The 22,485-nt window shown below is 58.0% G+C and carries 18 protein-coding genes; 13 read left to right on the top strand and 5 right to left on the bottom strand.

Annotated features, from left to right (window positions below; genetic code table 11):
• The first annotated feature begins 240 nt into the window (after positions 1-240).
• The 10 genes from ABGM91_RS06365 (at position 241) to ABGM91_RS06410 (ending at position 10,147) form a co-directional block, all read left to right on the top strand.
• Positions 241-1,107, top strand: a complete 867-nt coding sequence (locus tag ABGM91_RS06365) for a TIGR01777 family oxidoreductase (protein ID WP_290565658.1) — start codon at positions 241-243, stop codon at positions 1,105-1,107.
• Positions 1,104-1,631 (top strand): lipocalin family protein, encoded by a 528-nt coding sequence (locus tag ABGM91_RS06370; protein WP_215427457.1) that lies wholly within the window; start codon positions 1,104-1,106, stop codon positions 1,629-1,631. Before ABGM91_RS06365 ends, ABGM91_RS06370 begins: the two co-directional genes overlap by 4 nt.
• A 454-nt stretch (positions 1,632-2,085) precedes the next feature.
• On the top strand, positions 2,086-3,066 hold the full coding sequence (ilvC, locus tag ABGM91_RS06375) for a ketol-acid reductoisomerase (protein WP_215427455.1): 981 nt from the start codon (positions 2,086-2,088) through the stop codon (positions 3,064-3,066).
• A gap of 99 nt (positions 3,067-3,165) precedes the next feature.
• The gene (locus ABGM91_RS06380; protein WP_354830611.1) at positions 3,166-3,963 is read left to right on the top strand and encodes an ATP-binding cassette domain-containing protein; all 798 of its coding nucleotides are present in this window, start codon (positions 3,166-3,168) and stop codon (positions 3,961-3,963) included.
• 6 nt (positions 3,964-3,969) lie between these two features.
• On the top strand, positions 3,970-4,665 hold the full coding sequence (locus ABGM91_RS06385) for a FadR/GntR family transcriptional regulator (RefSeq protein WP_354830613.1): 696 nt from the start codon (positions 3,970-3,972) through the stop codon (positions 4,663-4,665).
• A gap of 269 nt (positions 4,666-4,934) precedes the next feature.
• Entirely contained in the window at positions 4,935-5,906 is a 972-nt protein-coding gene (locus tag ABGM91_RS06390) for a hypothetical protein (RefSeq protein WP_354830614.1), read from the top strand.
• Positions 5,893-6,774, top strand: coding sequence for a hypothetical protein (locus ABGM91_RS06395; RefSeq protein WP_354830615.1), 882 nt, complete (start codon positions 5,893-5,895; stop codon positions 6,772-6,774). Before ABGM91_RS06390 ends, ABGM91_RS06395 begins: the two co-directional genes overlap by 14 nt.
• Before the next feature lie 19 nt (positions 6,775-6,793).
• Entirely contained in the window at positions 6,794-7,657 is an 864-nt protein-coding gene (locus ABGM91_RS06400) for a hypothetical protein (protein WP_354830617.1), read from the top strand.
• 265 nt (positions 7,658-7,922) lie between these two features.
• Complete coding sequence (locus tag ABGM91_RS06405; RefSeq protein ID WP_215427445.1) at positions 7,923-8,585, top strand: hypothetical protein; 663 nt, start codon at positions 7,923-7,925, stop codon at positions 8,583-8,585.
• Positions 8,586-8,752: 167 nt separating this feature from the next.
• On the top strand, positions 8,753-10,147 hold the full coding sequence (locus ABGM91_RS06410) for a sulfatase-like hydrolase/transferase (protein WP_354830618.1): 1,395 nt from the start codon (positions 8,753-8,755) through the stop codon (positions 10,145-10,147).
• A 99-nt stretch (positions 10,148-10,246) separates the two neighbouring features.
• Here the strand turns inward: ABGM91_RS06410 and ABGM91_RS06415 are convergent, their stop codons facing one another.
• The 3 genes from ABGM91_RS06415 to ABGM91_RS06425 form a co-directional block, all read right to left on the bottom strand.
• Positions 10,247-10,615 (bottom strand): septum formation initiator family protein, encoded by a 369-nt coding sequence (locus ABGM91_RS06415; protein ID WP_290565651.1) that lies wholly within the window; start codon positions 10,613-10,615, stop codon positions 10,247-10,249.
• 28 nt (positions 10,616-10,643) lie between these two features.
• The gene (gene eno / locus ABGM91_RS06420; protein ID WP_102716013.1) at positions 10,644-11,924 is read right to left on the bottom strand and encodes a phosphopyruvate hydratase; all 1,281 of its coding nucleotides are present in this window, start codon (positions 11,922-11,924) and stop codon (positions 10,644-10,646) included.
• 98 nt (positions 11,925-12,022) lie between these two features.
• Entirely contained in the window at positions 12,023-12,679 is a 657-nt protein-coding gene (locus ABGM91_RS06425; protein WP_354830621.1) for a hypothetical protein, read from the bottom strand.
• Positions 12,680-12,863: 184 nt separating this feature from the next.
• Between ABGM91_RS06425 and ABGM91_RS06430 the strand changes: the two genes are divergently transcribed.
• Positions 12,864-13,559, top strand: coding sequence for a DNA alkylation repair protein (locus tag ABGM91_RS06430; protein WP_354830624.1), 696 nt, complete (start codon positions 12,864-12,866; stop codon positions 13,557-13,559).
• A gap of 139 nt (positions 13,560-13,698) precedes the next feature.
• Positions 13,699-14,940: an LL-diaminopimelate aminotransferase gene (locus ABGM91_RS06435; protein ID WP_215427435.1), complete on the top strand. Its 1,242-nt coding sequence runs from the start codon at positions 13,699-13,701 to the stop codon at positions 14,938-14,940.
• 77 nt (positions 14,941-15,017) lie between these two features.
• Here the strand turns inward: ABGM91_RS06435 and ABGM91_RS06440 are convergent, their stop codons facing one another.
• Both ABGM91_RS06440 and ABGM91_RS06445 read right to left on the bottom strand, forming a co-directional pair.
• Entirely contained in the window at positions 15,018-17,447 is a 2,430-nt protein-coding gene (locus ABGM91_RS06440) for an autotransporter outer membrane beta-barrel domain-containing protein (RefSeq protein WP_354830626.1), read from the bottom strand.
• 401 nt (positions 17,448-17,848) lie between these two features.
• Positions 17,849-21,223: a PA14 domain-containing protein gene (locus ABGM91_RS06445; protein WP_354830629.1), complete on the bottom strand. Its 3,375-nt coding sequence runs from the start codon at positions 21,221-21,223 to the stop codon at positions 17,849-17,851.
• Between the two features lie 220 nt (positions 21,224-21,443).
• Between ABGM91_RS06445 and ABGM91_RS06450 the strand changes: the two genes are divergently transcribed.
• Complete coding sequence (locus tag ABGM91_RS06450) at positions 21,444-22,424, top strand: FAD:protein FMN transferase (protein ID WP_354830631.1); 981 nt, start codon at positions 21,444-21,446, stop codon at positions 22,422-22,424.
• Positions 22,425-22,485 lie beyond the last annotated feature (61 nt).

Consider the following 22,485-nt stretch of genomic DNA (forward strand, 5'->3'; position numbering starts at 1 on the left):
GGTGTGTCCCTGCATAAATGAGGTGGGCGGAAACCAGGTTTCCTTTTCCCGGGCCGCGTGCGGAATCCGGTGCTGGGAGACGTTGCGGAGACGGTGGACTGTCAAAGTACGTCCTCCGCTGAACGGAGGAGCGCGGAAGAAATGTCTTATCCGTTAAAGGTTGTCCGTTTCCGTGCAGGATGTTTCCGGCAGCGTGCCGGAATGCGGCGGCGGAAATGGACGTTATCTGAATTCAAGGTCATGAATGTAGCCATTACGGGATCCAGCGGATTTATCGGCAGCCATTTGTCCAGCCGCCTGGCGGTGCTGGGGCACCAGGTCACGCCCTTGTGGCGCTACCTCTTCACGCAGGACAGTGTGGACTGCCTGGCAGAAGCCCTGGCGGGGTGCAATGCCGTCATCAATCTGGCCGGGGCGCCCATCGACCGGCGCTGGACGGATGATTACAAAAAGGAGCTGGTGGAAAGCAGAATCATGACCACCCGCAAGCTGGTGGAAGCGGTCAACCGCCTGCATGAGCCGCCGGAAGTGATGATTTCCACTTCCGCCGTGGGGTACTACAGCCCGTCCGGGTGCCATGGTGAGAAAGATGACCCAACGGCGGATTCCTTTCTGGCGGAATTATGCCTGGCCTGGGAAAAGGAGGCTGAGCTGGTGAATGGCTCCGTGCGGCTGGTCCGCACCCGGTTTGGCGTGGTTCTTTCCCCGGATGGCGGAGCCCTGCCCAGAATGGTGAGGCCCGCCCGGTTCGGCATCACGGCTTCCGTAGGGGACCCGGACCATTCCTTCTCCTGGGTGGCCCTGGAGGACCTGGTGGACGCCCTGATCTTCATCATGGGGAAGGGAGACATCTCCGGCCCGGTCAATGTGACGGCCCCGGAACGCACCACCAACCGGGAATTCTACAAGGCCGCCGCGGAGCATTTCCACACCCGCCTGTCCATCCATGTGCCGGACGCCGTTCTGCGCCTGCTGATGGGGGAGGCTTCCCAGGTGATTACCCGCGGGCAGTGCGCCGTGCCGGAAACGCTGCTGCGGGAGGGATTTGAATTTCAATATCCGGATATCCGCACTTTTTTCAACAAGGCATTCCCCGACAAATCATGAGCATCATCCAAACCATCTTCACTTCACTGTTTCCCGGCCATTCTGTCAAGACGGCTCCCATGCCGGATTTCAACCTGGAACGTTACCTGGGGGACTGGCATGAAATTGCCCGTCTGGAAAACTGGTTTGAGCGCGGGCTGCGCAAGGTGACGGCCCGGTACGACCACGGAGAAAACGGCACCGTTTCCGTTACCAACAGCGGCTATGACGTCCGCACCGGGGAGCGGAAGGAGGCTCATGCGCGGGCCGTGGTGGCGGATGCCCCCAACCATTTGAAAGTATACTTCGTGCCTCTGGTGTACGGACGGTATGAAGTGGCTTTTCTGGATGAGGATTACAGCCGCGCCGTGGTTTCCGGCGGCTCCCTCAATTACCTGTGGCTGCTGGCCCGGAGGCCGCAGCTTGATGACGGCGAACTTCAGCCCATGCTTCATTGCGCGGAGGAACTGGGGTACGATACCTCCCAGTTGATTTACAGCAATTCCCCGTCTTCCCAGGAGCATGCCGTGGGGCGGGATTTGTGAGGGTTGCAGTCCGTGAACCGGGAAGAAGCGGCAGCTTGATGGAAAAGCTGTGTTCCGTTATGGGAAAAACGCCTTCGCTCCGTTCCGGGGAAATACAACTGTGAAGGCCGGGAAGCCGGGCGTGCCCGGTTGGACGGAATGCGAAGCATGAAGCCCGCGGTGCCGGGGAATCTGGAAGATGAACGAATCAAACCTTCTCCCAGTTGGCCGTGTTTTGTTCAAACCGTGGGAAAACAGTCCTTCCGCCGCGTCCTCTGATAGCTGCTCTGCAGGGAACCGTGGGGTGATTCATTGGCCTTTCAAACTTTTTCCCTGTTGCCTTTTCTCCGTCCACATCATTTAAAAAACGCGGCTATCCGGTTAAAAGCGCTTGCAATCGGCCCGCGGACGGCTATGTTGTCATTCATCCAAACATTGGATGTTTGGATGAATTCTACTTAAAGAAGGAGTAACAATGGATATTATTCATGATAACGCCGCTGATCTCAGCGCTTTGAACGGCAAGACCGTTGCCGTGATCGGATATGGCGCCCAGGGCCGCGCCCAGGCGCTTTGCATGCGTGACTCCGGTGTGAACGTGATTATCGGCGTTCGCCCCGGCAAGTCTTTTGACGCCGCCACCCAGGACGGTTTCCAGGTGATGACCGTAGCTGAAGCCGCCGACAAGGCGGACATCATCCACATTCTGCTGCCTGATGAAAGCCACGGCGCCGTGTATGAAGCTGAAATCAAGCCCTATCTGAAGGCTGGCAAGACGCTTTGCTGCTCCCACGGCTTTGCCTACGTGTTCAACACCATCGTTCCTCCCGCGGACGTGGATGTGATCATGGTGGCCCCCAAGGGCCCGGGCACGGAAGTGCGCCGCGTGTTTGAAGAAGGCTTCGGCTGCCCCGGCCTGATCGCCGTGCACCAGAACCCCTCCGGCAATGCCCGCAACGTGGCCCTTGCCATGGCGAAGGCTGAAGGCCTGACCCGCGGCGGCGTGCTGGAATGCACCATGGCCCAGGAAACGTATGAAGACCTCTTCGGTGAACAGAATGTGCTGTGCGGCGGCATTGTGGACCTGATGAAGTACGGTTTTGAAACCCTGACGGAAGCCGGGTATCCGCCGGAAATGGCTTACTTTGAATGCGTGCATGAAGCCAAGCTGATCGTGGACCTGATTTACACGGGCGGCATCCAGAAGATGAATTCCGTGATTTCCAACACCGCTGAATTCGGTGAATACTACAACGGCCCGCAGATCCTGCCCGCCGATGTGAAGGAACGCATGAAGGAATCCCTCAAGCGCATTGAATCCGGCAAGTTCGCCAAGGACTGGCTGGAAGAAGCCGCCAAGGGCGCGCCCAACCTCAAGGCCAAGCGCGAAGCCCTGGGCCAGCACCCGGTGGAAATCGTGGGCGCCAAGATTCGCAGCCTGTTTGAAAGGAACTAAGGTTTCTTTTGACTCTTTCACGGGCCGTTCCGCCGTATTCCGGAGGAACGGCCCGCATACAACCCGGACTTCCCCCGGAAGCCCGCCATCTTTCAGTTTATGGACAATTCCTTCCCGGCCGTCAATGTGGAGAACGCCAGAGTGTTTCTGGGCGGACATGAAATCCTGCACAATATTTCCTGGCAGGTGCAGCGCGGAGAACGCTGCTTCATCCTGGGCGCGAACGGCGCCGGGAAAACGACGCTGGTCAAGGTGCTGATGGGGTTTGCCTGGCCTCTCTTCGGCGCCAAGGTCCAGGTGCTGGGCAAGACCTTCGGGCAGGTGAACCTGCTGGAACTGCGCAAATCCATTGCATGGGTGAGCCCGTTCATGCACAAATGGCTGGAGGACGGAGCCTGGAGCGGGCGCGACATGGTGCTTTCCGGCCCCGACGGGACGATCGGCCTGCTGAGGGAGCCTACGCCGGAAGAGGAGGAAAAAGCCGCCGGGATCATGCAATCCCTGAAGGCGGAGCATCTGATGGACAGGCCCGTGGTGGCCATGTCTTCCGGGGAGCAGGTGAAGGTGCTGATTGCGCGCGCCCTGATGACGAACCCGGAGCTGATGATCCTGGACGAGCCCAGCGTTTACCTGGACCTGGCCGGGCGGGAATTCTTGCTGAACACCATTGAGGAGCTGGCGGAGACGCGGCCTGATCTGACCATCGTGTTCATCACCCAGCGCATTGAGGACATTCTGCCCGTCTTCAACCGCGGCATGATTTTAAAGTCCGGCGAGATTGTGGCGCACGGAAGCCGGGACGAGGTGCTGACGGAGGAAAACCTGAAAGACGCCTTTGAGCTGGATATCCAGCTGATCAAGACGGAAAAGGGGCGCCTCTGGACCGTTATCCGTTAACTTTTCATGAAGAAAGCCAAGAAAATGGAGTTGAAGAAGCCTGTAAGGGTGTCCCTGTCCCGCCAAGTGCTCACCGCCATGGAATCCATGATACGCTCCGGCAAGTGGAAGGTGGGGGACCGCATTCCCGCAGAGCCGGAACTGGCGCGGGCCTTCTCCGTCAGCCATAATACCATTCGGGAGGCCCTGCAATCCCTGATTCACATGGGGATGCTGGAAGCGCGGCCCGGAGACGGCACCTACGTGATGGCGTCGGACCGGTTTGCCGTAGCGGTAAGCAACCGCCTGAAGGAATCGGAACTGCCCCAGATTCTGGAGGCCCGCCTGGCGCTGGAAAAGGAGATTGCGCGGCTGGCCGCCGTTAAAAGGACGGAGGAGGATTTGAAGGAGCTGGAAAGCTCCCTGAGGGATTGCCATGCCAGGGTAAGGCCGGGCATTGAGGACGACATGCTGTTCCATGCCGCCGTGGCCCGCGCCACGCATAACCCGGTGCTGGCGGAATTGTACAACGTGGTTGTCCGCCATGTGCAGGAAAATCTGGAAGGGCTGCTGGAGGAGAAGCAATATGACACCGGCGCCATGAAGCTGCATGACGATCTGCTGGATGCCATCCGGAAGCGGGAGGCGGACACCGCGGAAAACATCATTGTGAAAATCGTGGAATTTGACACCGTCAGCATAGGCGGCCAGTTCCGCGCCTGATGGCTGTGTGCCTTGCCGCTTGAACCGGCAGTTGATCCGGCGCCAGGAAGTCCGGGCGCCTTCTGCGTGATGGAGGCCGCCATTTTTTGCGGGAAGCGGACACCACTCCGGAAAGGGAGGGAAGAGTGCTCGTAATTTATTAAGGGTGATTAAGATTTTTAACTTTTTCTTTACATCTGCAAACAAATAAATTACCCGGATAGGGCAACAACTTGCCAGCTTTCCTTCCTGCTATGTCGTCTCTGTTTCAAATACGTTCGGTTTCCCTGATGTTGATGATCCACTGGTTTGGCGCTTTTGCACAAGCTGTGGAAGATATCCCTGATGAGGTACAGGCGCTGGAAATTAAATCGGAAACTGTAAAATGTTCTGCCGATTTCTATATTGCCAGGGAACAGGGGAAGGATGTGGATGAAAAGGCGGATAAGGAGCGGAAAAAGCTGGGCATGGGGGAAAAGGTTGTGTTGACCTTGGCCGGAAAACCCAAGGGAGATATTTCCCAACTGCAGTGGAAGGTTACCAAGGGAGAATCCCTTGCCACTCTCCCCCAAAAAACGGAGGGGCACGAAGAAGTTACTTTGACTGTCAGCAAACGAGTGGAAAAGAAGGGAGAGGTGGAAGTTACCGTCACTACGAGTGAAGGCCTGGAAAAAACCATTACCTTTGAGATTCTTGTGCCGACCAAACTGACGGCAGCCGTTCCCGTTAAATCCAGTCTTCCGAGTGATCCCAATATCGTTGTTGTGGCGGCGGATGTCAAACTGACGGTAGAGCCTACGGCGGTGAGTTTCAGCAATATCAAACTGATTGAGCGTGATGGAGGGTTGACCTATGTCATGCCGGATCCGCCTCCCGATCCCCAGAAAGGTGAAATAAAGTTGGGCGTGCCGCATACGGGTCATGGATGCAATGACGCCAGGATCATTGAACTAAATAATTCGTTGATTGATCAGGTGGCTTATGCGGCGTATTATAATACAGTATGGGGCGCCAAACTGCCGCAGGAATGGTTCTGGACCTGTGATTGGAAAGTGCATGATGGAAATGGAGGCAAGGAGTCTGCCAACGACGATATTTTCAAAGTAGGGACCGTGGAGCAGAGATTCAAAGTTGAATATATGAAATTTGAGGCAATAGATGGCGAGATTAAAGAAGTCCAGATTGCCATCAGGAAATTCGGGCGCGCCATCTCTTATGATTTATACAATCACCAAATGAATTATGAATATGCCTGGAAATAATCTGATGGACCTGTTTGCCTGCCTTGCCGTGTTGTTCTGCGCGGCTGCGCTGGGGCATGCCATTCCTGCTCCGGCATGCATGGACCCGTTTAAATCTCCCCCTGCGGAGTTGTCCGGCTTGCAGGAAAAGCTGAAGCAGGGGAAGTTGAGGGAGTTTTATGAGGAAGCCGATGCCCTGCTGGGTCAATGCGCTTCCGTTGACAACAAACAGATCACGAGGGAGGAGCTGGCGTTGCAGCTCTGGCTGTTCCATGACATTGCCGCCGCGCCCCTGTATCCCGCGGACTACGATAAGGCCACGCCGGAGAGCATTTTTGACGATAAGGATCTGGACGTCAAACATGACATGCTGTCCTTCCTCTACGTGATGAGCCGAGACGCTGCGCCGATGGCGCGCCGCCTGCATCTGCGGGGCAAGGCGCTGTGCGACTTGCTGGCCACGTACGCTGCTGCTACCTATGCGCAGTTCCGGGACCATTACGACCCGAATATAGAGGCGAAGCACGAGGCCCTGAAAAAATCGTTTATTCCGTTGAACCGGAAGTACGTGGAAGAAGAGTTCAAGAAGAAGGAGATCGGCAGTCTGGTCAACCCCCAGTACCACGTTTTCCTCAACAAGCTGGGGGTAAATAATAACCGGAATGAACTGTTAAAGAATTTCATTTCCACTCCCAGGATGAAGTATTTTGTGGAAATGCTGGTGAATCTGTTTCCCGGTCAAAGCGGGGCGGTAAAGAACTACCTCCGGATGGCGGGGTATGCGGACAAGGAAATTCCGGACTTGATCAACCGGACATTGGGTCGGACCCCGGCTACGGAATTTTTGTACAGGGGAATGCCGAAGAATGTACAAAAGGCAAAACCGTGAGAAGGAGGGTAATGATCTGATGAACCTGTTTATCTGCGTTGCCGTGTTGTTCTGCGCGGCTGCGCTGGGGCATGCCATTCCTGCTCCGGCATGCATGGACCCGTTTAAATCTCCCCCTGCGGAGTTGTCCGGCTTGCAGGAAAAGCTGAAGCAGGGGAAGCTGAGGGAGTTTTATGATGGAGCCGATGCCCTGCTGGGTCAATGCGCTTCCGTTGACAACAAACAGATCACGAGGGAGGAGTTGGCATTGCAGCTCTGGCTGTTCCATGACATTGCCGCCGCGCCCCTGTATCCCGCGGACTACGATAAGGCTACGCCGGAGAGCATTTTTGACAATAAGGACCAGGATATCAAACATGACATGCTGTCTTTCCTCTACGTGATGAGCCGAGACGCTGCGCCGATGGCGCGCCGCCTGCATCTGCGGGGCAAGACGCTGTGCGACTTGCTGGCCACGTACGCTGCTGCTACCTATGCGCAGTTCCGGAGCCATTATGATCCGGATTTGGAGGCGAAGCATGAGGCCCTGAAGAAGTCGTTTATTCCGTTGAACCGGAAGTACGTGGAAGAAGAGTTCAAGAAAAAGGAGATCGGCAGTCTCGTCAACCCCCAGTACCATGTCTTCCTCAACAAGCTGGGAGTAAACGATACCCGGAATAGAAGGCTGGAGCATTATCTTTCCGATTGCTGGATGGAGGAGTTTGTGGAAATGCTGGTGAATCTGTTTCCTGGACAAAGCGGGGCGGTAAAGAACTACCTCCGGATGGCGGGGTACGCGGACAAGGAAATTCCGGACTTGATCAACCGGACATTGGGGCGGACCCCGGCTACGGAATTTTTATACAAGGGAATGCCGAAGGATGTACAAAAGGCAAAACCGTGAATATCAATATGCCCCCCTCCGCAGGCAGCCTTTGAAGGTAAGAGAGCTGATGGAGTGAAGAGCATCGCTGTCTCTGGGGAGCGCCTTCCGTATAATCAAAAGCCATTCATGGGAAAGGTTGGCTTGTTCTTTTTCCGGACGAATGGCAGCGTTGTTTCATCCCCCTTGAAAGAGGGGATTCCGGTGAAAGGGTGGCGGTGAAATAGATGGTAACAGGATGATTTTTATGCTTTGCAGGGTATGAAAGTTTGTTAGAGTTCCGGGCATGACTACCCCTGTTGAATTGAAGTGCCCGAAGTGCGGCGCCCTGCTGGCGATGGAAGATGTGAATATGGCCACGGATATGGCTTTATGCCGCGCCTGCAATAAGATAAGCAGGTTTTCAGACCTTGTGCAGGAGGAACGGGATGAGGAAATCCTTGATTCCATTCCCCGGCGCATGAGCGTGGTAAAAACGGCGCGGGGACTGGAAGTGACTTATAAGAAGCCGAAGGGCGCCGGATTTTTCTTTTTGCTGTTTTCCGTGATATGGAATGCCATTACGTATAGCATCTTGTTTGCGATGATGGGGAAAATGACCCATGAGGGTTTATTCGGGCAGTTGTTCCTGATTCCTTTCGTCCTGGTTGGATTCGGCACGTTGCTGGGCGCCGTTTATGTGCTGTTCGGCCGCATGACGCTGACTCTGACGCCGGGCAGGGGAGAGCTGTTCCGCGGAGTGGGGAGCCTGGGCCGCCGCCAGCAGTTTCTTCTGGCGAAGGATGCCCGCGTTTCCATTGAAGCGAGCAACATGCAGCAGAATCATAAAGTGCTGAACAAGATTGTGGTGGATCAGCCGGACGGCAAGCCGTTCGAGTTCGGCACGGGTATCGCGGAAAAGGAAGCCCAGCAGTATGTAGCGGCCCTTCTGCGGCAGATGAGGGGGTAGGGCCGCAGTTCCGGCAGGCCGCTGGTTTGGAAGAAAGGCGGGAGAAAAGGGAGGGGCAGGGACTGCCGTGACCGCATTTGAAATGTGCGGGCCATGGGATTCTCCGGAAGAAGCCGGGACGGTTTTTTGATTGATAGGAACGGAGAACCGTGTAGATTTAGCAGACTATGAAGAGAGCGCATTTGTTGTTGATGCTGTTCGGCCTGCTTTGCGGGGTGGCGGGGGCGCAGAGCCGTCCTTCCACGCCGCCGAACATGATCGTTATTCTGGCGGATGACCTGGGGTACGGAGATCTGGGCTGCACAGGGTCCAAACAGATCAAGACTCCTTCCCTGGACCGGCTGGCGAAGGAGGGCGTGTTCTGTTCCCGGGCGTACGTAACGGCGCCGATGTGCTCACCTTCCCGCATGGGGCTGCTGACGGGCCGTTTCCCGAAGCGCTACGGCATTACCACGAATCCCAATGTGAAGGTGGATTACCTTCCGGAGTCCCATTACGGACTGCCCCAGACGGAGAAGCTGATTCCGGAATATTTGAAGCCTTACGGCTACCGGAGCGCCGTGTTCGGCAAGTGGCATCTGGGCCACACGAAGGGGTACACGCCGCCGGAACGCGGCTTCACGCACTGGTGGGGGTTCCTGGGCGGTTCACGGCCTTATTTCCCCATCAAGAAGGAGGCTGAAGGCCTGAGCCCCTCCGCCATTGAGTCCAATTTCACGGATAAGAAGGATATTACCTACCTGACGGATGACATTACGGACCGGGCGGTGGAGTTCCTGCAGGAAGCCGGAAAGGACAAAAAGCCGTTTTTCATGTTCGTTTCCTACAATGCCCCCCACTGGCCCTACCAGGCCAAGCCGGAGGATCTTGCCAAATTCAAGAACGTGCAGAACCGGGACCGCAGGATTTACTGCGCCATGGTGTATGCCATGGACAAGGGCGTGGGGCGCATTCTGGACGCCTTGAAGAAGGACGGCCTGGAAAGGGACACGATTGTCGTGTTCCTGTCGGACAACGGCGGCGCTCCGGAAGCTCCTTCCTGCAACGCCCCTTTCCGTGGAGCCAAGAGACAGCATTTTGAAGGGGGGGTGCGCGTGCCGTTCATCATCAGGTATCCTGCGGACAAGAGGCTGGCGGCAGGGAGCGTTTGCAGGCAGCCCGTTTCCACGGTGGACCTGCTCCCCGCGTTGCTGAAGGCAAACGGCCACCAGATTCCGAAGAAGCTGGACGGCATGGATATTCTGGAGCTGGTAGGCAATGAGAAGGCTTCCGTCCCGCGTACGTTCTTCTGGTGCACGGATTACACCTCCGCTGTGCTGGACGGGGATTTGAAGTACCTGCTGGTGGCGGACCGCGCGCCGCAGTTTTACAGCGTTACGGATGATCCCCAGGAGCAGAAGGATTTATATTTTTCCAAGCATCAGGATGCGGAACCCCTCGCCAAAAAGCTGGGAACCTACCTGACCACTACGCCCGCGTGCCGCTTCCCGGACAGCATCAGCTGGTCCTCCAAGCTCATGCGGGAGTATGACAAGACCACGCCGGATAAGCAGCCTGAATGAGCCATGGGTCGGGGCTGCCCGGGCACGCGGAGGGCGGCGGCCCGCGTTCCGTACGGGACCATGGTATTCAGGGTCCCGCTTTTCCATTAAAAAAGCGCCTTATTTAAGGCGCTTTGGTTCCGCGATGCGGAGGATATGCTCACCGGGAAGGGCCAGGTTGCCCTTGTCCCGCGCGATCATTTCAAAGTAATGGGGGTCCTGGGAAATCCAGATGAATTCATTCTTGGCCTGTTCCATCTGCTTCCTGGATTTTTCCAGATGCGCCTGGAGGAAGGAACGCTCATGCTCCAGAGAGCGCAAGTCCTTCCACGGCTTGAAACACACCAGGGAAAGCAGCATGGTGAGGCACAGGGCCAGGACGATGGCAAAGAGGCGCAGGGCCCTCTGGACGATCAGGGCACGTTTCTCCCGGCGGATTTCAAGTTCCGCCAAGGTAAAACGATGGTAATAGCGGCGTCTCCAGAGCATTCTTTGCAGTTAAACAACATATTTTTGATCATAGAATGTGGATTTTGCCACCATAAACTGCGTCATCCCCCAGTTCCTCTTCAATTCTAAGGAGCTGGTTGTATTTGGCCATGCGGTCGGAGCGGCTCAGGGAGCCGGTTTTGATCTGCCCGGCATTGGTCGCCACGGCGATGTCCGCGATGGTGGCGTCTTCCGTTTCTCCGGAGCGGTGGGAGATGATGGCGGAGTATTTGTTGTCCTTGGCCAGTTCCACCGTATCCAGCGTTTCCGTCAGGGAGCCGATCTGGTTGACTTTCACCAGAACGGCGTTCGCCACATGGCGGGAAATGCCCAGGTTCAGGAATTCCACGTTCGTCACGAACAGGTCATCCCCCACCAGCTGGGTATTGTGCCCCATGGCCCTGGTGAGCTGCTCCCAGCCCTCCCAGTCATTTTCCGCGCAGCCGTCTTCAATGGAGATGATGGGATATTTTTTCTGGAGCTCCTGATAATAGGCCGTCAGTTCCGCCGCCGTTCGGCCGCGGCCGTCGGATTTCTTGAAGACGTACAGGTTCTGGGAAGGATCGTAGAATTCGGAGGAAGCCACGTCCAGGGCAATGAAGATGTCCGTGCCCAGGGTGTAGCCTGCGCGTTTCACGGCCTGGGCGATGCATTCCAGGGCGTCGTCCGCAGATTTCAGGGAAGGGGCAAAGCCGCCTTCATCCCCCACGGCGGTGGACAGGCCGCGGTCGTGCAGCACGTCCTTGAGCGCATGGAAGACTTCCGCGCCGTAGCGCAGGGCCTCCCGGAAGGTGGGGGCGCCCTTGGGCATAATCATGAATTCCTGAAAGTCAATGGGGGAATCCGAGTGGGCGCCTCCGTTGATGATGTTCATCATCGGGACGGGCAGCACTTTGGCGTTCGGGCCGCCCAGGTATTTGAAGAGGGGAAGGTTAAGCTGGATGGCGGCGGCTTTGGCCACGGCCAGGGAGACGCCCAGGATGGCGTTGGCGCCCAGGCGGGACTTGTTGGGGGTGCCGTCCAGGTCAATCATGATCTTGTCAATGGACGGCTGGAGGGTGGCATCATGCCCGGACACTTCCGGAGCAATAATGTTGTTGATATTATCCACGGCCTTGAGAACGCCCTTGCCGCCGTAACGCTTGGCGTCCCCGTCCCGGAGTTCCCAGGCTTCATGCTCCCCGGTGGAGGCGCCGCTGGGGACGGATGCGCGCCCGATGGCGCCGCCGGCCAGGGCCACGTCCACTTCTACGGTGGGATTGCCCCGTGAATCGATGATTTCACGGCCGCGGACGTCGATGATTTCCAGTTCGTTCATGATCATAAGATTTTTTATTGTCTTTTTTGGACCATGGAACGGCTCCGCCTGTTCCAGGGAAACATGTCATGACCGTGAAAATTCCGGCTTCAGGCGCGGAACTGACGCAGAACGGCGGCAATGTATTCAAGAGTCTCCGGGTCTGAAATGCCGCCGGAAAAGTAAAACGGCCTTCCGGTGGGCTGGGGCACGGAGATGCGGCAGTAGTCCGTTTTTTCCCCTCCCTTGCGCTCCATCATGATCGGGGCCTGCGCGGGAAGAAGAAAAGTCCATGTGCTCCCCACCGGGCCTATGCCCCGGAAAAGGGACGCTTTACCCGGTTCCACCCGGAGAACGGCTTTTCCCAGCATCATGTCAACGCAGAGAAAGATGATGAAGGCTTCCGTGATGGCAAAGAAAGTGGTGAAGACGGGCAGCGCGAAGTCCGTTTTCCCCGGTCCGAAGGAGATGAGGACGAGCACCAGGGTAACCAGCCCCCAAACCACGGCCAGCCCCGTATAAAGAAGTATTTTGGAAAGGGAATGCCTGTAGGTGAGCGTGACCTTTCCATTGACGGATGTTACCGTCAGATGCCTGGAAGGGGCAGCAGGCACATCATGGAATTCCTGCTCCCGGACCAGGGACGTCCAGGGGGTGGAAAGTCCGCAGCTTCCGCAGGTGACCGTGTCCCGGCGGTTGTCCACATCCGCCGCGGAAAACGGAGTGCCGCATCCGGGGCATTTGAATTGTTGAGGGCTGGAAGACATAGGGGACGGCTTGCTGCCTGTCCGCAGGCTACCACAGAAAGAGGGGAGCCGCCATTTCTTTTTAGGTGCGCCTCCGGAAAGGCAGGAAGAGCGTTTCCAAAGGAGGATTCCGCATGGATTCCACCGCTTCTCACACGGGAATTCCCCCTTGTGCGGCGCATGGCCTCCATGTAGGATGGCGCCCATGATTGAGAGCAGGCGGAAGCTGAGGGAAAAGATTGAGTCATTGGCGGAACCGGAGTTCCAGAAGTTTTCCGCTGCCCTGATTCCCGGCGTCAGCCGCCTGCTGGGCGTCCGCCTGCCCGTGCTCCGGAATCTTGCCCGTGAGGAGTTGAGGGGGAATTGGCGGGAGCTGCTGGAGAACCCCGCCGGGGATCCGTATGCAGAGGAAGTGATGCTGGACGGCATGCTGATAGCGCTGGCGCGCATGGAGCCGGAGGAACGCCTGGAACACGTCGCGCGCTTTGTGTCCCGCATGGATAACTGGGCCGTTTGCGATACCTTCTGCTCCGGGCTGAAGTTCAGCAAAAAGCATCCGTCCCTGGTGTGGGAGTTCATTCAGCCGTATTTGAATTCCACCCGTGTGTATGATGTCCGCTTTGCCGTGGTGATGATGCTGGCCCACTTCATTACGGAGGATTACGTGGAACGGGTGCTTTCCCTGCTGGACGGGGTGCGGCATGAGGATTACTACGTGGGCATGGCCGTAGCCTGGGCGGTTTCCGTCTGTTATGTGAAGTTCCCGGCGCTGACGCTGGAATATTTGCGTAATTCCTCCCTGTCCGATTTCACTTACAACAAGGCATTGCAGAAGATCATCGAATCCCTGCGGGTGAGCCGGGAAGACAAGGAACTGATGCGGAGCATGAAGCGCAAATAGGCCGCGGGCCCTCCCTGCACACGCGGGGAGGCGGAGAGACCCGCGCGGAATTGTGACGCAGGGAGGCGGGGGATGCCGGAACCGGGCCTTGATTCCGTTCCGTGCAAGGTATGGAATGGGTACACTTACTATTAAAACCATGCCTAATATTAACGATAACTTCCTCAAGCTGCAGGCGGGATATTTGTTCCCGGAAATAGGGCGCCGCGTGAATGCGTTCATGGAGTCCCACCCGGAGGCGGCTAAAAGGCTGATCCGCTGCGGCATTGGAGACGTGACGGAGCCTCTGCCCATGGCGGCTATTGAGGCCATGCATGAGGCGGTGGACGATCTGGCCTGCCATGAGCGTTTTCACGGCTACGGGCCGGAACAGGGGTATTTCTGGCTGCGGGAGGCGATTGCCAAAAAAGCCTACCAGGCCCATGGCGTGCATGTGGAGGTGGATGAGATTTACGTGTCCGACGGCGCCAAGTGTGATACGGGCAACATTCTGGACATTTTCGGCCCGGGGAACAAGATTGCCGTGCCGGACCCGGTTTATCCCGTATACGTGGATACCAATGTGATGGCCGGCAATACTGGTGAGGCCGGTGCGGACGGCTCCTATGAAGGGCTGGTGTACCTTCCCTGCACGCCGGAGAATAATTTTGTGCCGGAATTGCCGGATGAACACGTGGATTTGATTTACCTGTGCTTCCCGAACAATCCTACGGGTGCCGTCGCCAACCGGAATGAACTGTTGAAGTGGGTGGAGTATGCGCGGGCGAACCATGCCATTATCCTGTATGATTCCGCGTATGAGGCCTTTATTCAGGATTCTGCCGTTCCCAGGTCCATTTTTGAGATTCCCGGCGCGCGCGACTGCGCCATTGAGTTCCGCTCCTTTTCCAAGCAGGGAGGCTTTACGGGGGTGCGCTGCGGCTACGTGGTGATTCCCAAAGACCTGCACGGCCATGATTCCCGGGGGAACAAGGTGCTGATCAGCCAGCTCTGGAGCCGGCGCACCAGTACGAAGTTCAACGGCGCTTCCTACATCGTCCAGCGGGGCGCCGCGGCCCTGTTCACGCTGGAAGGCATGGCGCAGACTGCCGTGCTGATCAGCCATTACCTAGGGAACGCCGCGCTGCTGCTGAATGCCTGCCGCCAGGCGGGAATGCGCGTGTGGGGCGGGGAAAACGCCCCGTACGTCTGGGTGCAGTGCCCGGACGGCCTGGATAGCTGGCAGATGTTTGACAAGATGCTGTATGAGGCGAATGTGGTCATTACGCCCGGTTCCGGCTTCGGTTCCAGAGGGGAAGGGTTCTTCCGCATTTCCGCGTTCAATTCACGGGAGAACGTGGATGAGGTCTGCCGCCGCATTCACTCCCTGTTCGCCAGATAGGCAGGCGCACGGTAAATGAAAACAGGCCGCGGCGGCAGAACGCCGCGGCCTGTTGTTTTGAACGGCTGTCCGGGGAATTAGAAAGCCGCCCGGAATTGGAGGCTTCCGCTCACTCCCTCGCGTTTGCCCGCGTATCCTTTCACTCCAAGATCAACGAACATGGGTTTGCCGGCTACGGGCTGGAAGATCACGCCCAGTTCCGCCATTCCCGTACCGCCGCGCAAGGTGGGCGCGGCGATGTCCTGGCCGTAGACGGAGGCGCGGGCCGTTCCATTACATTGCCATTCATACGCCGCTCCCGCGTACGGGCGGATGGCTTGCGTCATCTCATAGTGGAAGCGCGCACCGCCCTGGAGCCGACTGGAGTTCATGTCCCGGAACCGGATATGGTCCCCGGAGACCGTGGCGTGGTCACCGTCCTGGCGCGTCCACAGGAAGCGCCCATAGGCCTCCATGTTCACTTTCCGGTCCAGCTCCCTTGTCAACGCCGCTCCAGCGTGGCCGCCGTAGTAAGGGGAGGAAAGGTTATAGGCGGAGGGATTGCCCGCCCCGTCCACCAGGTCTCCGCTGCGGTAGTCCGAGTCCAGCCGTCCCGCGCGGAAGGAAGCCTCCAGCGCGATTCCTCTGAGGCCGTTATCCGTGAGGTCCCAGCGGGCCAGAAGGCCGCCGCCGTAATAGGAGGTGTCCCCGGAAGCCCGTACAAAGGGGGCGTCTGCAAAGGCGTTGTGAGCCGTGTAGCTGCCCCAGCCGCTTTCCATGAAACCGCCCAGCACTACAGAACGGTTTTTGGAAAATCCGGCGGAAACGCCTGCCAGAACGGCGTAGCCGTCCTGTTCCACACGGGAGCCGGTGGCGTAGTTGGAATGGGAGCCTTCCATGGCGAGGAATGTTTCCATGCCGGAGGGGGAGCCTCCCTGCATGGCGACCATGGCGGCGCGGCTGATTCCCAGCCCGGCGGCAAGGTCCGCGCCCTGGTTGTTCAGGGCCATGGCGGCGGTGCGGCCCTCGGAAAGGGATTTCAACTGGGGATTCAGGCGGCTGGAAGTGACGGTAGCGTCAATGCTGGTGTTTCCCACGGAGACGGCGGCGTCATAGAGCATGGCGATGCCGCGTTTGAAGGAGACGAAAGGGGTTTTCAGGATCACGCCGTTGGTGATGAGCCCCATGTTGTTGCGGATGAGGGAAATGGTGTCTCCCACAGCAGGGCCGGGGCTTCCCGGAGAAACACCGGTGATTTCCACCCGGATGGTGGAGCCGGAAAGGTCCGTAGCCGAGGGAGCGGTGGAAGAAGTTCCGTTGGAGACGGTAAGCATGGGGCCGCCGTTTTCGTTCCAGGACGACAGGCGGAAAACGTAGTGCTCAAAATTGCCCACGTTCGTTGCGCTTCCCTGAAAGTTTTCCAGAATGAGCATGTTGCCCGTTGTTACATCCATAGCCGTGGCTCCTGGACTGGAGGCATAGGCGTCCCATCCGCCGAAAACACCGTTAAGGTTGAAATTGCCTTCCAGAATAACGGTATTGTCGCTGGCCGTTCCTTTGTCCGCTCTGCCTCCGTAGATATATCCCCCTACCGTGCCTCCCCGGATTTCCACCACATTGCCGCTGGAAGATCCCTGGAAACTCATTCCACCCGTGACGGAGCCGTCAATGTTCCCTCCCAGAATAAGAACATGGTTGCCGGAAGCGGCCCCTCCGTTGGAGGAAGTCCCCCCGTCAATGAATCCTGTATGGCCACCGAGGAAGATTACCCGGTTGCCGGAGGCGTTCCCTTCACTGGCCCTCCCTCCCATGATTCCATGGCCTACGCCGGGTATTTCTCCGTTGAGCCCCACTTCTCCTCCATGCATGATGAACAGGTTGTTGCAGGCGTTTCCCGTGCCGGATTCCACAAAGCCTCCGAAGGCATTGTTGTTGACGCCGCCGCTGGTGATGATTACCCGGTTGCCGGAGGCATTCCCTGTAGAGGAATAGCCGCCGTTGAGCCAAGTTGCCGTGGCATTGCCAAGCCGCACGCTGTTGGAGATAGCGTCTCCGCCGGCTGTTTGGCCTCCGTTGACGCCGCCGCTTAACGTACCGCCGGAAATAAGGACTTCGTTCCCCGTGACGTTGCCGGAATCACTGTAGGCCCCCTGTACCCATTGAGCGCTTCCCCCCGTCATTGTGATGGAATTATATTGAGCGTTTCCGCTGCCGCTTTCTCCGCCATAAACGTTGCGGGCGACCGTCCCGCCCCCAAGAATGACGGAATTATATTCCACGGTTCCCGTCGCGGAATAAGCTCCGAGAAGATGGAGGACAGAACCTCCGGTCATGGAAATCCGGTTACGGACAGTGTCTCCGTCTGTTGTTTTGGCTCCATAGGCGTTTCCGGGAATGGAGCCTCCCGTGATGGAGACCGTGTTGTCCGACAGGCTGTCCTGCGGGAACAGGAGGCCGTTTTCGTCCAGTGGGGCTCCGGGATAGGTGAGTTCCACACCTGCGCCTTCCGCCAGGAAATTTCCGGCCATTGTAATGCCGGCGATGCAAAAGAGCCGGGATATTACTGGTTTAAATGGCAATATCGTTTTCATCCTAATGATAATTGCGGATTATCAATCCGGTATGCATTAAAACAGCACATAAATACCTGCCTCTGCAAGGAGCGTCGTGGCACCTGAATATGGAACTGAGCGGCAGCGAACTGTATTCTCGGAAAGGCAGTACGTCCTGACGGACACATCTAGTGCAGACGCCGCATGGGCATGCGGCGCTCCCGGAACGTGTGGGGCGAATCCGGGGAAGTTAATGCGGGGGAACGCTTCATGATACAGTAGCCGCTCCGTACAAAATCCTGACTCTTAGAATTCGCTCTTGACTCCGGATTGATAATCCGGAGAGCTCTGAAAAAAGTTGTATGAATATTTTAGGATCAATGGCTGGGGAAAACCTGTTTCCAGGTTTTCCCTTCATCCATGCTTTCATAAATGCCTTTTTCCGCGTACAGGGTGATGTGCTTGTTGTTGGCTGTGTCAATCAGCAGGTTGAAGGCGGCTCCCCAGTCTTCCTTGTCCGACCGCTTCTGCCAGTTTCTGGCGTTGCGTTCGCTGGAATACACGCCCTTGCCGTCCAGCGGGACGGCGAGCATGAAAGTATCGTCCAGGCGGCGCCTGTCGATCGCCAGCGTGGGCTGCGTGACGGGCAGGCCCTGAAGCACGCGGTTCATGGTGCGGCAGTCATTGAAAGAGGTGTACACACCCTGGGTGGAGAAGACATAGAGCTGGTCTGCGGCGCGGGTGTCGTAAACCAGCCTCAGGAAGCCCGCCCCCTGAACTTCATTTTTCTGGGTCCATTTCTTCCCGTTGTTGGTGGAGATGAAGACTTTGCTGGTGTTGGTCTTGCGATCCGCCGTCACGGCTCCAATCCGGCCCTGCGCGGTGGTATGGAAACCGACGTTGGTAACGGGTTCCCCCACCAGGCCCGCGTTGGTCCAGGTTTCTCCGCCATCCGTGCTCATGAACAGCCCTGCGCGGTCCGAGCCCACGATGATTTCACGAGGGTTCCGGGGATTGACGGAGATGAGTTCCCCGGCGATGAAGGAGATGGGGGACGGGTCCACTTTGACGTCCGGGCTGGCTACCGTCCACGTTTTACCCATGTCCTTGCTGCTGAACAGGGCTCCTCCCTGGGAGGTGGGGGCCAGCAGGAACATTTTATCCCCGGCAAGGGCCATGGAACGGATGGTTTTGACGCCCTTGGGCAGCGTGAACGGCTTGCGGACGTAGGTTCCGTTTTTGCGTTCCAGCAGGTCCGCGCCGGAACGGTAGCGCACCACGGCCAGATCCGGGGAGAGCAGGGAGTAGCCGATGATTTTTCCGGCAGGCATCGCGGCGGTTATTTTGTGCGGCTGGAGTTTAACGGGTTTGATGGAGATTCCGTCCATGGCGGCGGAGAAGATACCCTTGCCCTTGCCCGGAATGGTCCTGAATGTGATGCCGGCGATGGCTTCCTCCTTCATCGGGATGATGCGCTGCATGCCCATTTCCCATTTTTTCATGTCCGGAGAGGTGAAGCAGGTGAATTCATTGCCGCGCCGCATGATGCGCACCCAGGAGTGGTCCTTGTTCAGGGTGAAGGTGGACTGGCGGCCCGTTCCGTAGTCGCTGAAGTCCGCACTGCACCGGAGGCCGCGGCCCACCGTCCGGAAAACGGCGATTTCATCATCGTAGTTGGTGGCCCCGGCGTCCTTGCGCACCATGATGCCCGCCCAGCAGTCGTCCCCGGTGTCCAGCGCCTTGTCGCTGATGGAACTGATATGGGCCGTGAGCATGAAGTCTCCCTTGACCTTTCTGTTGACCAGGTATTCCCCTTCTCCCACGAAGCGGAAGGAGTTTCCCGTACCGCTGATGGAGTGGGGCAGCCCCGGTTCCCCGCGCAGCATGGCTTCCCAGCCCGGGGAGAGGCGGCTTTGGGAATGGACGGAGACCACGGGGGTGTCCACCGTGCGGGAGCCGTTATAGAAGACGCGCGCCCATAGTTTGTTTTCTCCGTCAAAGAGCATCAGGGGAGCGGTGAAGGGGGCGGCGTCCGCGGCGGCGACCAGCTTGGCGCCGTTATAGTATTCCACCTTGTTCACCCGTCCGGAGGAGACGGCTGTTTTCAATACGCGTTCCGGCCCCTTGCCGCCCACTTCCAGCCTGGCTTCCGGAATGTCCGCCCGTTTGGGGCGCATGAGGCTGGCGAGCGGTATTTCCTCCATGGGACGGTTGCCGTACTGCCAGCCCACCCACGCCACGGTGAATTCGTGTTCCGGTTTTTTCTTGAAGTAGGTCAGCTTGACGGGCGTGACGCCTTTTTCCAGGAAGACGGAGGCGCGCTTTTCCGACGTGCTGTGCAGCCCGTCGTTGTCAATGACGGTTTTCCCGCCGACGTCCAGGCGGCTTCCGTCGCAGGTTTGGAGGGCGAAGGTATAGGCTCCCGTCTGGGGGACGACCAGGAAGCCTTCATATTCAAAGGCGAAGCGTCCTTCCCTGGCGCCGCGCAGGGCCGTGTCGAATCCGTGGGAGACGCCGGTCCTCAACGGTTTGGAGAAGTCCAGTTCCGCCAGTTTGGACCATCCGTCCTTGTTTTCCAGGTATTTGTATTCCAGGCCGCTGGAGAGGTCTTTTTTGCCGGGCAGCCCTTTCAGGGGAGCTTCCGCTGCGGCCCGGGCAAGCTTCAGGGTTTTTTGCTGGTCAAAGATGTCCGTGATGGTGAGCTTCACGAAGCATTGGGGAATGTCCCTGGGCAGGGCAACGGCCCTGGTGCGCACGTGCGGGATTTGTTCCTCCACCGTGTAAACGGGGGCGCCGGAGTATTGCGGGTTGTCAAAGACTTCTATTTTGTAACCGAACTGGGGGGAGGAGGTTTCCGCCAGCGTCCAGTCCACGATCACCTGGCTCCCGTCATGGCGCGCCTTGCCTTCCGCCGTGATGGCGTCCATCACGGGCTTGTCCGGCTGGTTCAGTTTGAACGTGTGCTTGCGGCCCGGTTCCAGATTTCTGGGGAATTGCCTGTTTTCCGTGTAGGACATGGTCAGGACGGAGTCGTTTTCCGTTTGGTGCACCGTCCAGCCGCTGTACTTCATGCCTCCTTCCTTGGGCACGTTAATGGAAACGGTATCACATTTTTCCCAGGCGCCGTTGTTCCGGTAAAAGCCCTTGCCGCGCCACAGTTCCCGCTGCTTGCGGCCCCCGTGCCCGAAGTCCTCCAGAAAGCCGCCGTTCCCCTTGAACCCGGTGGCCGCGTAGGGAATGCGGAAGGTGGCGATGTGGTGCCACCGGTTGCCGGCCTGGTCCTTCATCCACCAGCCGGCGTAGCATTCCTTGTTGGCTTCGTCCGCGCCCCATGTGCGCATGAGCATGGTGTACCACTGCTTGGTCTTGATCCACGGGACGTCGCGCCCGCCGGCCTTGCCGGAAGCGCCTTCACCCACGTATTGCTGGGCGTAGACGTGCGGGTTCACGTACACGTTGCGCACCTGGCGACCTTCGTAGACCGGGGCGGGCCAGAAAGACCACACGGTGGACGGGCGGTAGGTCTCCAGGTTCGTGTTGTCGTTGACGTTGGCCGCCACCCCAGCATAAAAGTAGCCGCCCTTGGGGAACATGTCCAGGTTCCAGCAGGAGAAGTAGGTGGATTCCGGCCAATAGGGATAGAGCAGGTCCACCATGATGATGTCGGAACCGGGCTTCACTTCGTCACCATACCAGCTGGCGCAGACGGGAAGCGTTAACAGGAGCCACAGGGAAAGAAGAAGTCTGGTCATGACGGCAGGGAGATGTTGAAATTTGCAAAAACGTGGAACCGTTCCATTTATCATAAAAAGGGGTGGGTGTTCCAGCGTCAAATGCAGGAATGGCGTTCCTGTTCTGTCAGCGGCAGGTATGGACGCATTCAGGCCTTGCCCCTGTTTGTTCGTACAGAGTAAATTTTAAAACATGATTACTCAGTTGCGCATGATCTCTTTTTCCCGACAGTCCGTTGTTATGATGCTATGCCTGTTGATCGCCGTGGGAATGGATTGTGCGCACGGGGCGGAAAAGGAGGGCGCGCCGCTGAACCCGCTTTCCTGCGTGCATGCCGCGGACGGCAGGGTGACGGTCCGCGGCGCAGCCATGGGGACGGTGTTTACGGTACGCGCCTATCCCGGGAAGGGCATGGACGCGGCGGAGACGGAAAAAGCCTGTACGGAGGCGTTGGCCTGCGCCGTTCACTGGGAGAAGGTGATGTCCGCCATGGATGCGGAAAGCTCCCTGGCCGCATTTAACGCGGCGGAAAGCGGCGTGATCGTGCCCATACCTGTGGAACTGAAAGAGGTTCTGCTGCTGGCCATGAAATATTCCCGGTTGACGGACGGCGCGTTTGATCTCACGCTGGGGCCCTGCATCCGCCTGTGGAAGAAGAGCCGCCGCCGGGACGTTCTCCCGTCCCATGAGGAGTTGGAATGCGCACGCCGGGCTTCCGGTTGGGAAAAGCTGTGCGTGGGGAAGAGAGGGGCGCTCAAGAAGGTTCCCGGAATGAGGTTGGACCTGGGAGGCATCGGCAAGGGGTTTGCCGTGGACCGGATGGCGGAGCTTTTAAAGGGAAAAGGGGTGCTTTCCTTCTTCATTGACAGTACCAGCGACGTGCTGGCGGGAGCTCCCCCGCCCGGGGAGAAGGGATGGCGGCTGCGGGTGGAGGCCGGGCACGGAGAAGGAAGAACGCTGCTGTTGAGCCATGCCGCCGTTTCCACCTCCGGGAACGCCCGCCAGATGGTGAAGATTGGCGGAGTGGAGTATTCCCACGTGCTGGACCCGAATACGGGGCTGGGCGTTACCGAAGGGCGCCAGGCAAGCGTGCAGGCGCCCAGCGCAGCCATGGCGGATGCGCTGGCGACGGCCGCCTGCGTGATGAGTGAAGAGGATTTCCGTTCCCTGGCGGAGTGCCTGCCCGGAGTCTTTCTACTGAGCTCTTTCGTGAACCCCTAGTTCTCCACCGGGAGACGGGGATGGCGCACATGGTTTCCGCGGAAGAATTCAGATGAAAGAA

The organism is Akkermansia muciniphila, from assembly GCF_040616545.1.
Lineage (GTDB): Bacteria > Verrucomicrobiota > Verrucomicrobiia > Verrucomicrobiales > Akkermansiaceae > Akkermansia > Akkermansia muciniphila_E.

Coding starts and splice junctions, on each gene's coding strand:
- ABGM91_RS06440 (WP_354830626.1), bottom strand. CDS start 17,447: ATGGCCGGAAATTTCCTGGCGGAAGGCGCAGGTGTGGAACTCACCTAT.
- ABGM91_RS06385 (WP_354830613.1), top strand. CDS start 3,970: ATGAAGAAAGCCAAGAAAATGGAGTTGAAGAAGCCTGTAAGGGTGTCC.
- ABGM91_RS06410 (WP_354830618.1), top strand. CDS start 8,753: ATGAAGAGAGCGCATTTGTTGTTGATGCTGTTCGGCCTGCTTTGCGGG.
- ABGM91_RS06365 (WP_290565658.1), top strand. CDS start 241: ATGAATGTAGCCATTACGGGATCCAGCGGATTTATCGGCAGCCATTTG.
- ABGM91_RS06415 (WP_290565651.1), bottom strand. CDS start 10,615: ATGCTCTGGAGACGCCGCTATTACCATCGTTTTACCTTGGCGGAACTT.
- ABGM91_RS06370 (WP_215427457.1), top strand. CDS start 1,104: ATGAGCATCATCCAAACCATCTTCACTTCACTGTTTCCCGGCCATTCT.
- ABGM91_RS06450 (WP_354830631.1), top strand. CDS start 21,444: ATGATGCTATGCCTGTTGATCGCCGTGGGAATGGATTGTGCGCACGGG.
- ABGM91_RS06430 (WP_354830624.1), top strand. CDS start 12,864: ATGATTGAGAGCAGGCGGAAGCTGAGGGAAAAGATTGAGTCATTGGCG.
- ABGM91_RS06390 (WP_354830614.1), top strand. CDS start 4,935: ATGTTGATGATCCACTGGTTTGGCGCTTTTGCACAAGCTGTGGAAGAT.
- ABGM91_RS06435 (WP_215427435.1), top strand. CDS start 13,699: ATGCCTAATATTAACGATAACTTCCTCAAGCTGCAGGCGGGATATTTG.
- ABGM91_RS06395 (WP_354830615.1), top strand. CDS start 5,893: ATGCCTGGAAATAATCTGATGGACCTGTTTGCCTGCCTTGCCGTGTTG.
- ilvC (WP_215427455.1), top strand. CDS start 2,086: ATGGATATTATTCATGATAACGCCGCTGATCTCAGCGCTTTGAACGGC.
- ABGM91_RS06425 (WP_354830621.1), bottom strand. CDS start 12,679: ATGTCTTCCAGCCCTCAACAATTCAAATGCCCCGGATGCGGCACTCCG.
- ABGM91_RS06400 (WP_354830617.1), top strand. CDS start 6,794: ATGAACCTGTTTATCTGCGTTGCCGTGTTGTTCTGCGCGGCTGCGCTG.
- ABGM91_RS06445 (WP_354830629.1), bottom strand. CDS start 21,223: ATGACCAGACTTCTTCTTTCCCTGTGGCTCCTGTTAACGCTTCCCGTC.
- ABGM91_RS06405 (WP_215427445.1), top strand. CDS start 7,923: ATGACTACCCCTGTTGAATTGAAGTGCCCGAAGTGCGGCGCCCTGCTG.
- ABGM91_RS06380 (WP_354830611.1), top strand. CDS start 3,166: ATGGACAATTCCTTCCCGGCCGTCAATGTGGAGAACGCCAGAGTGTTT.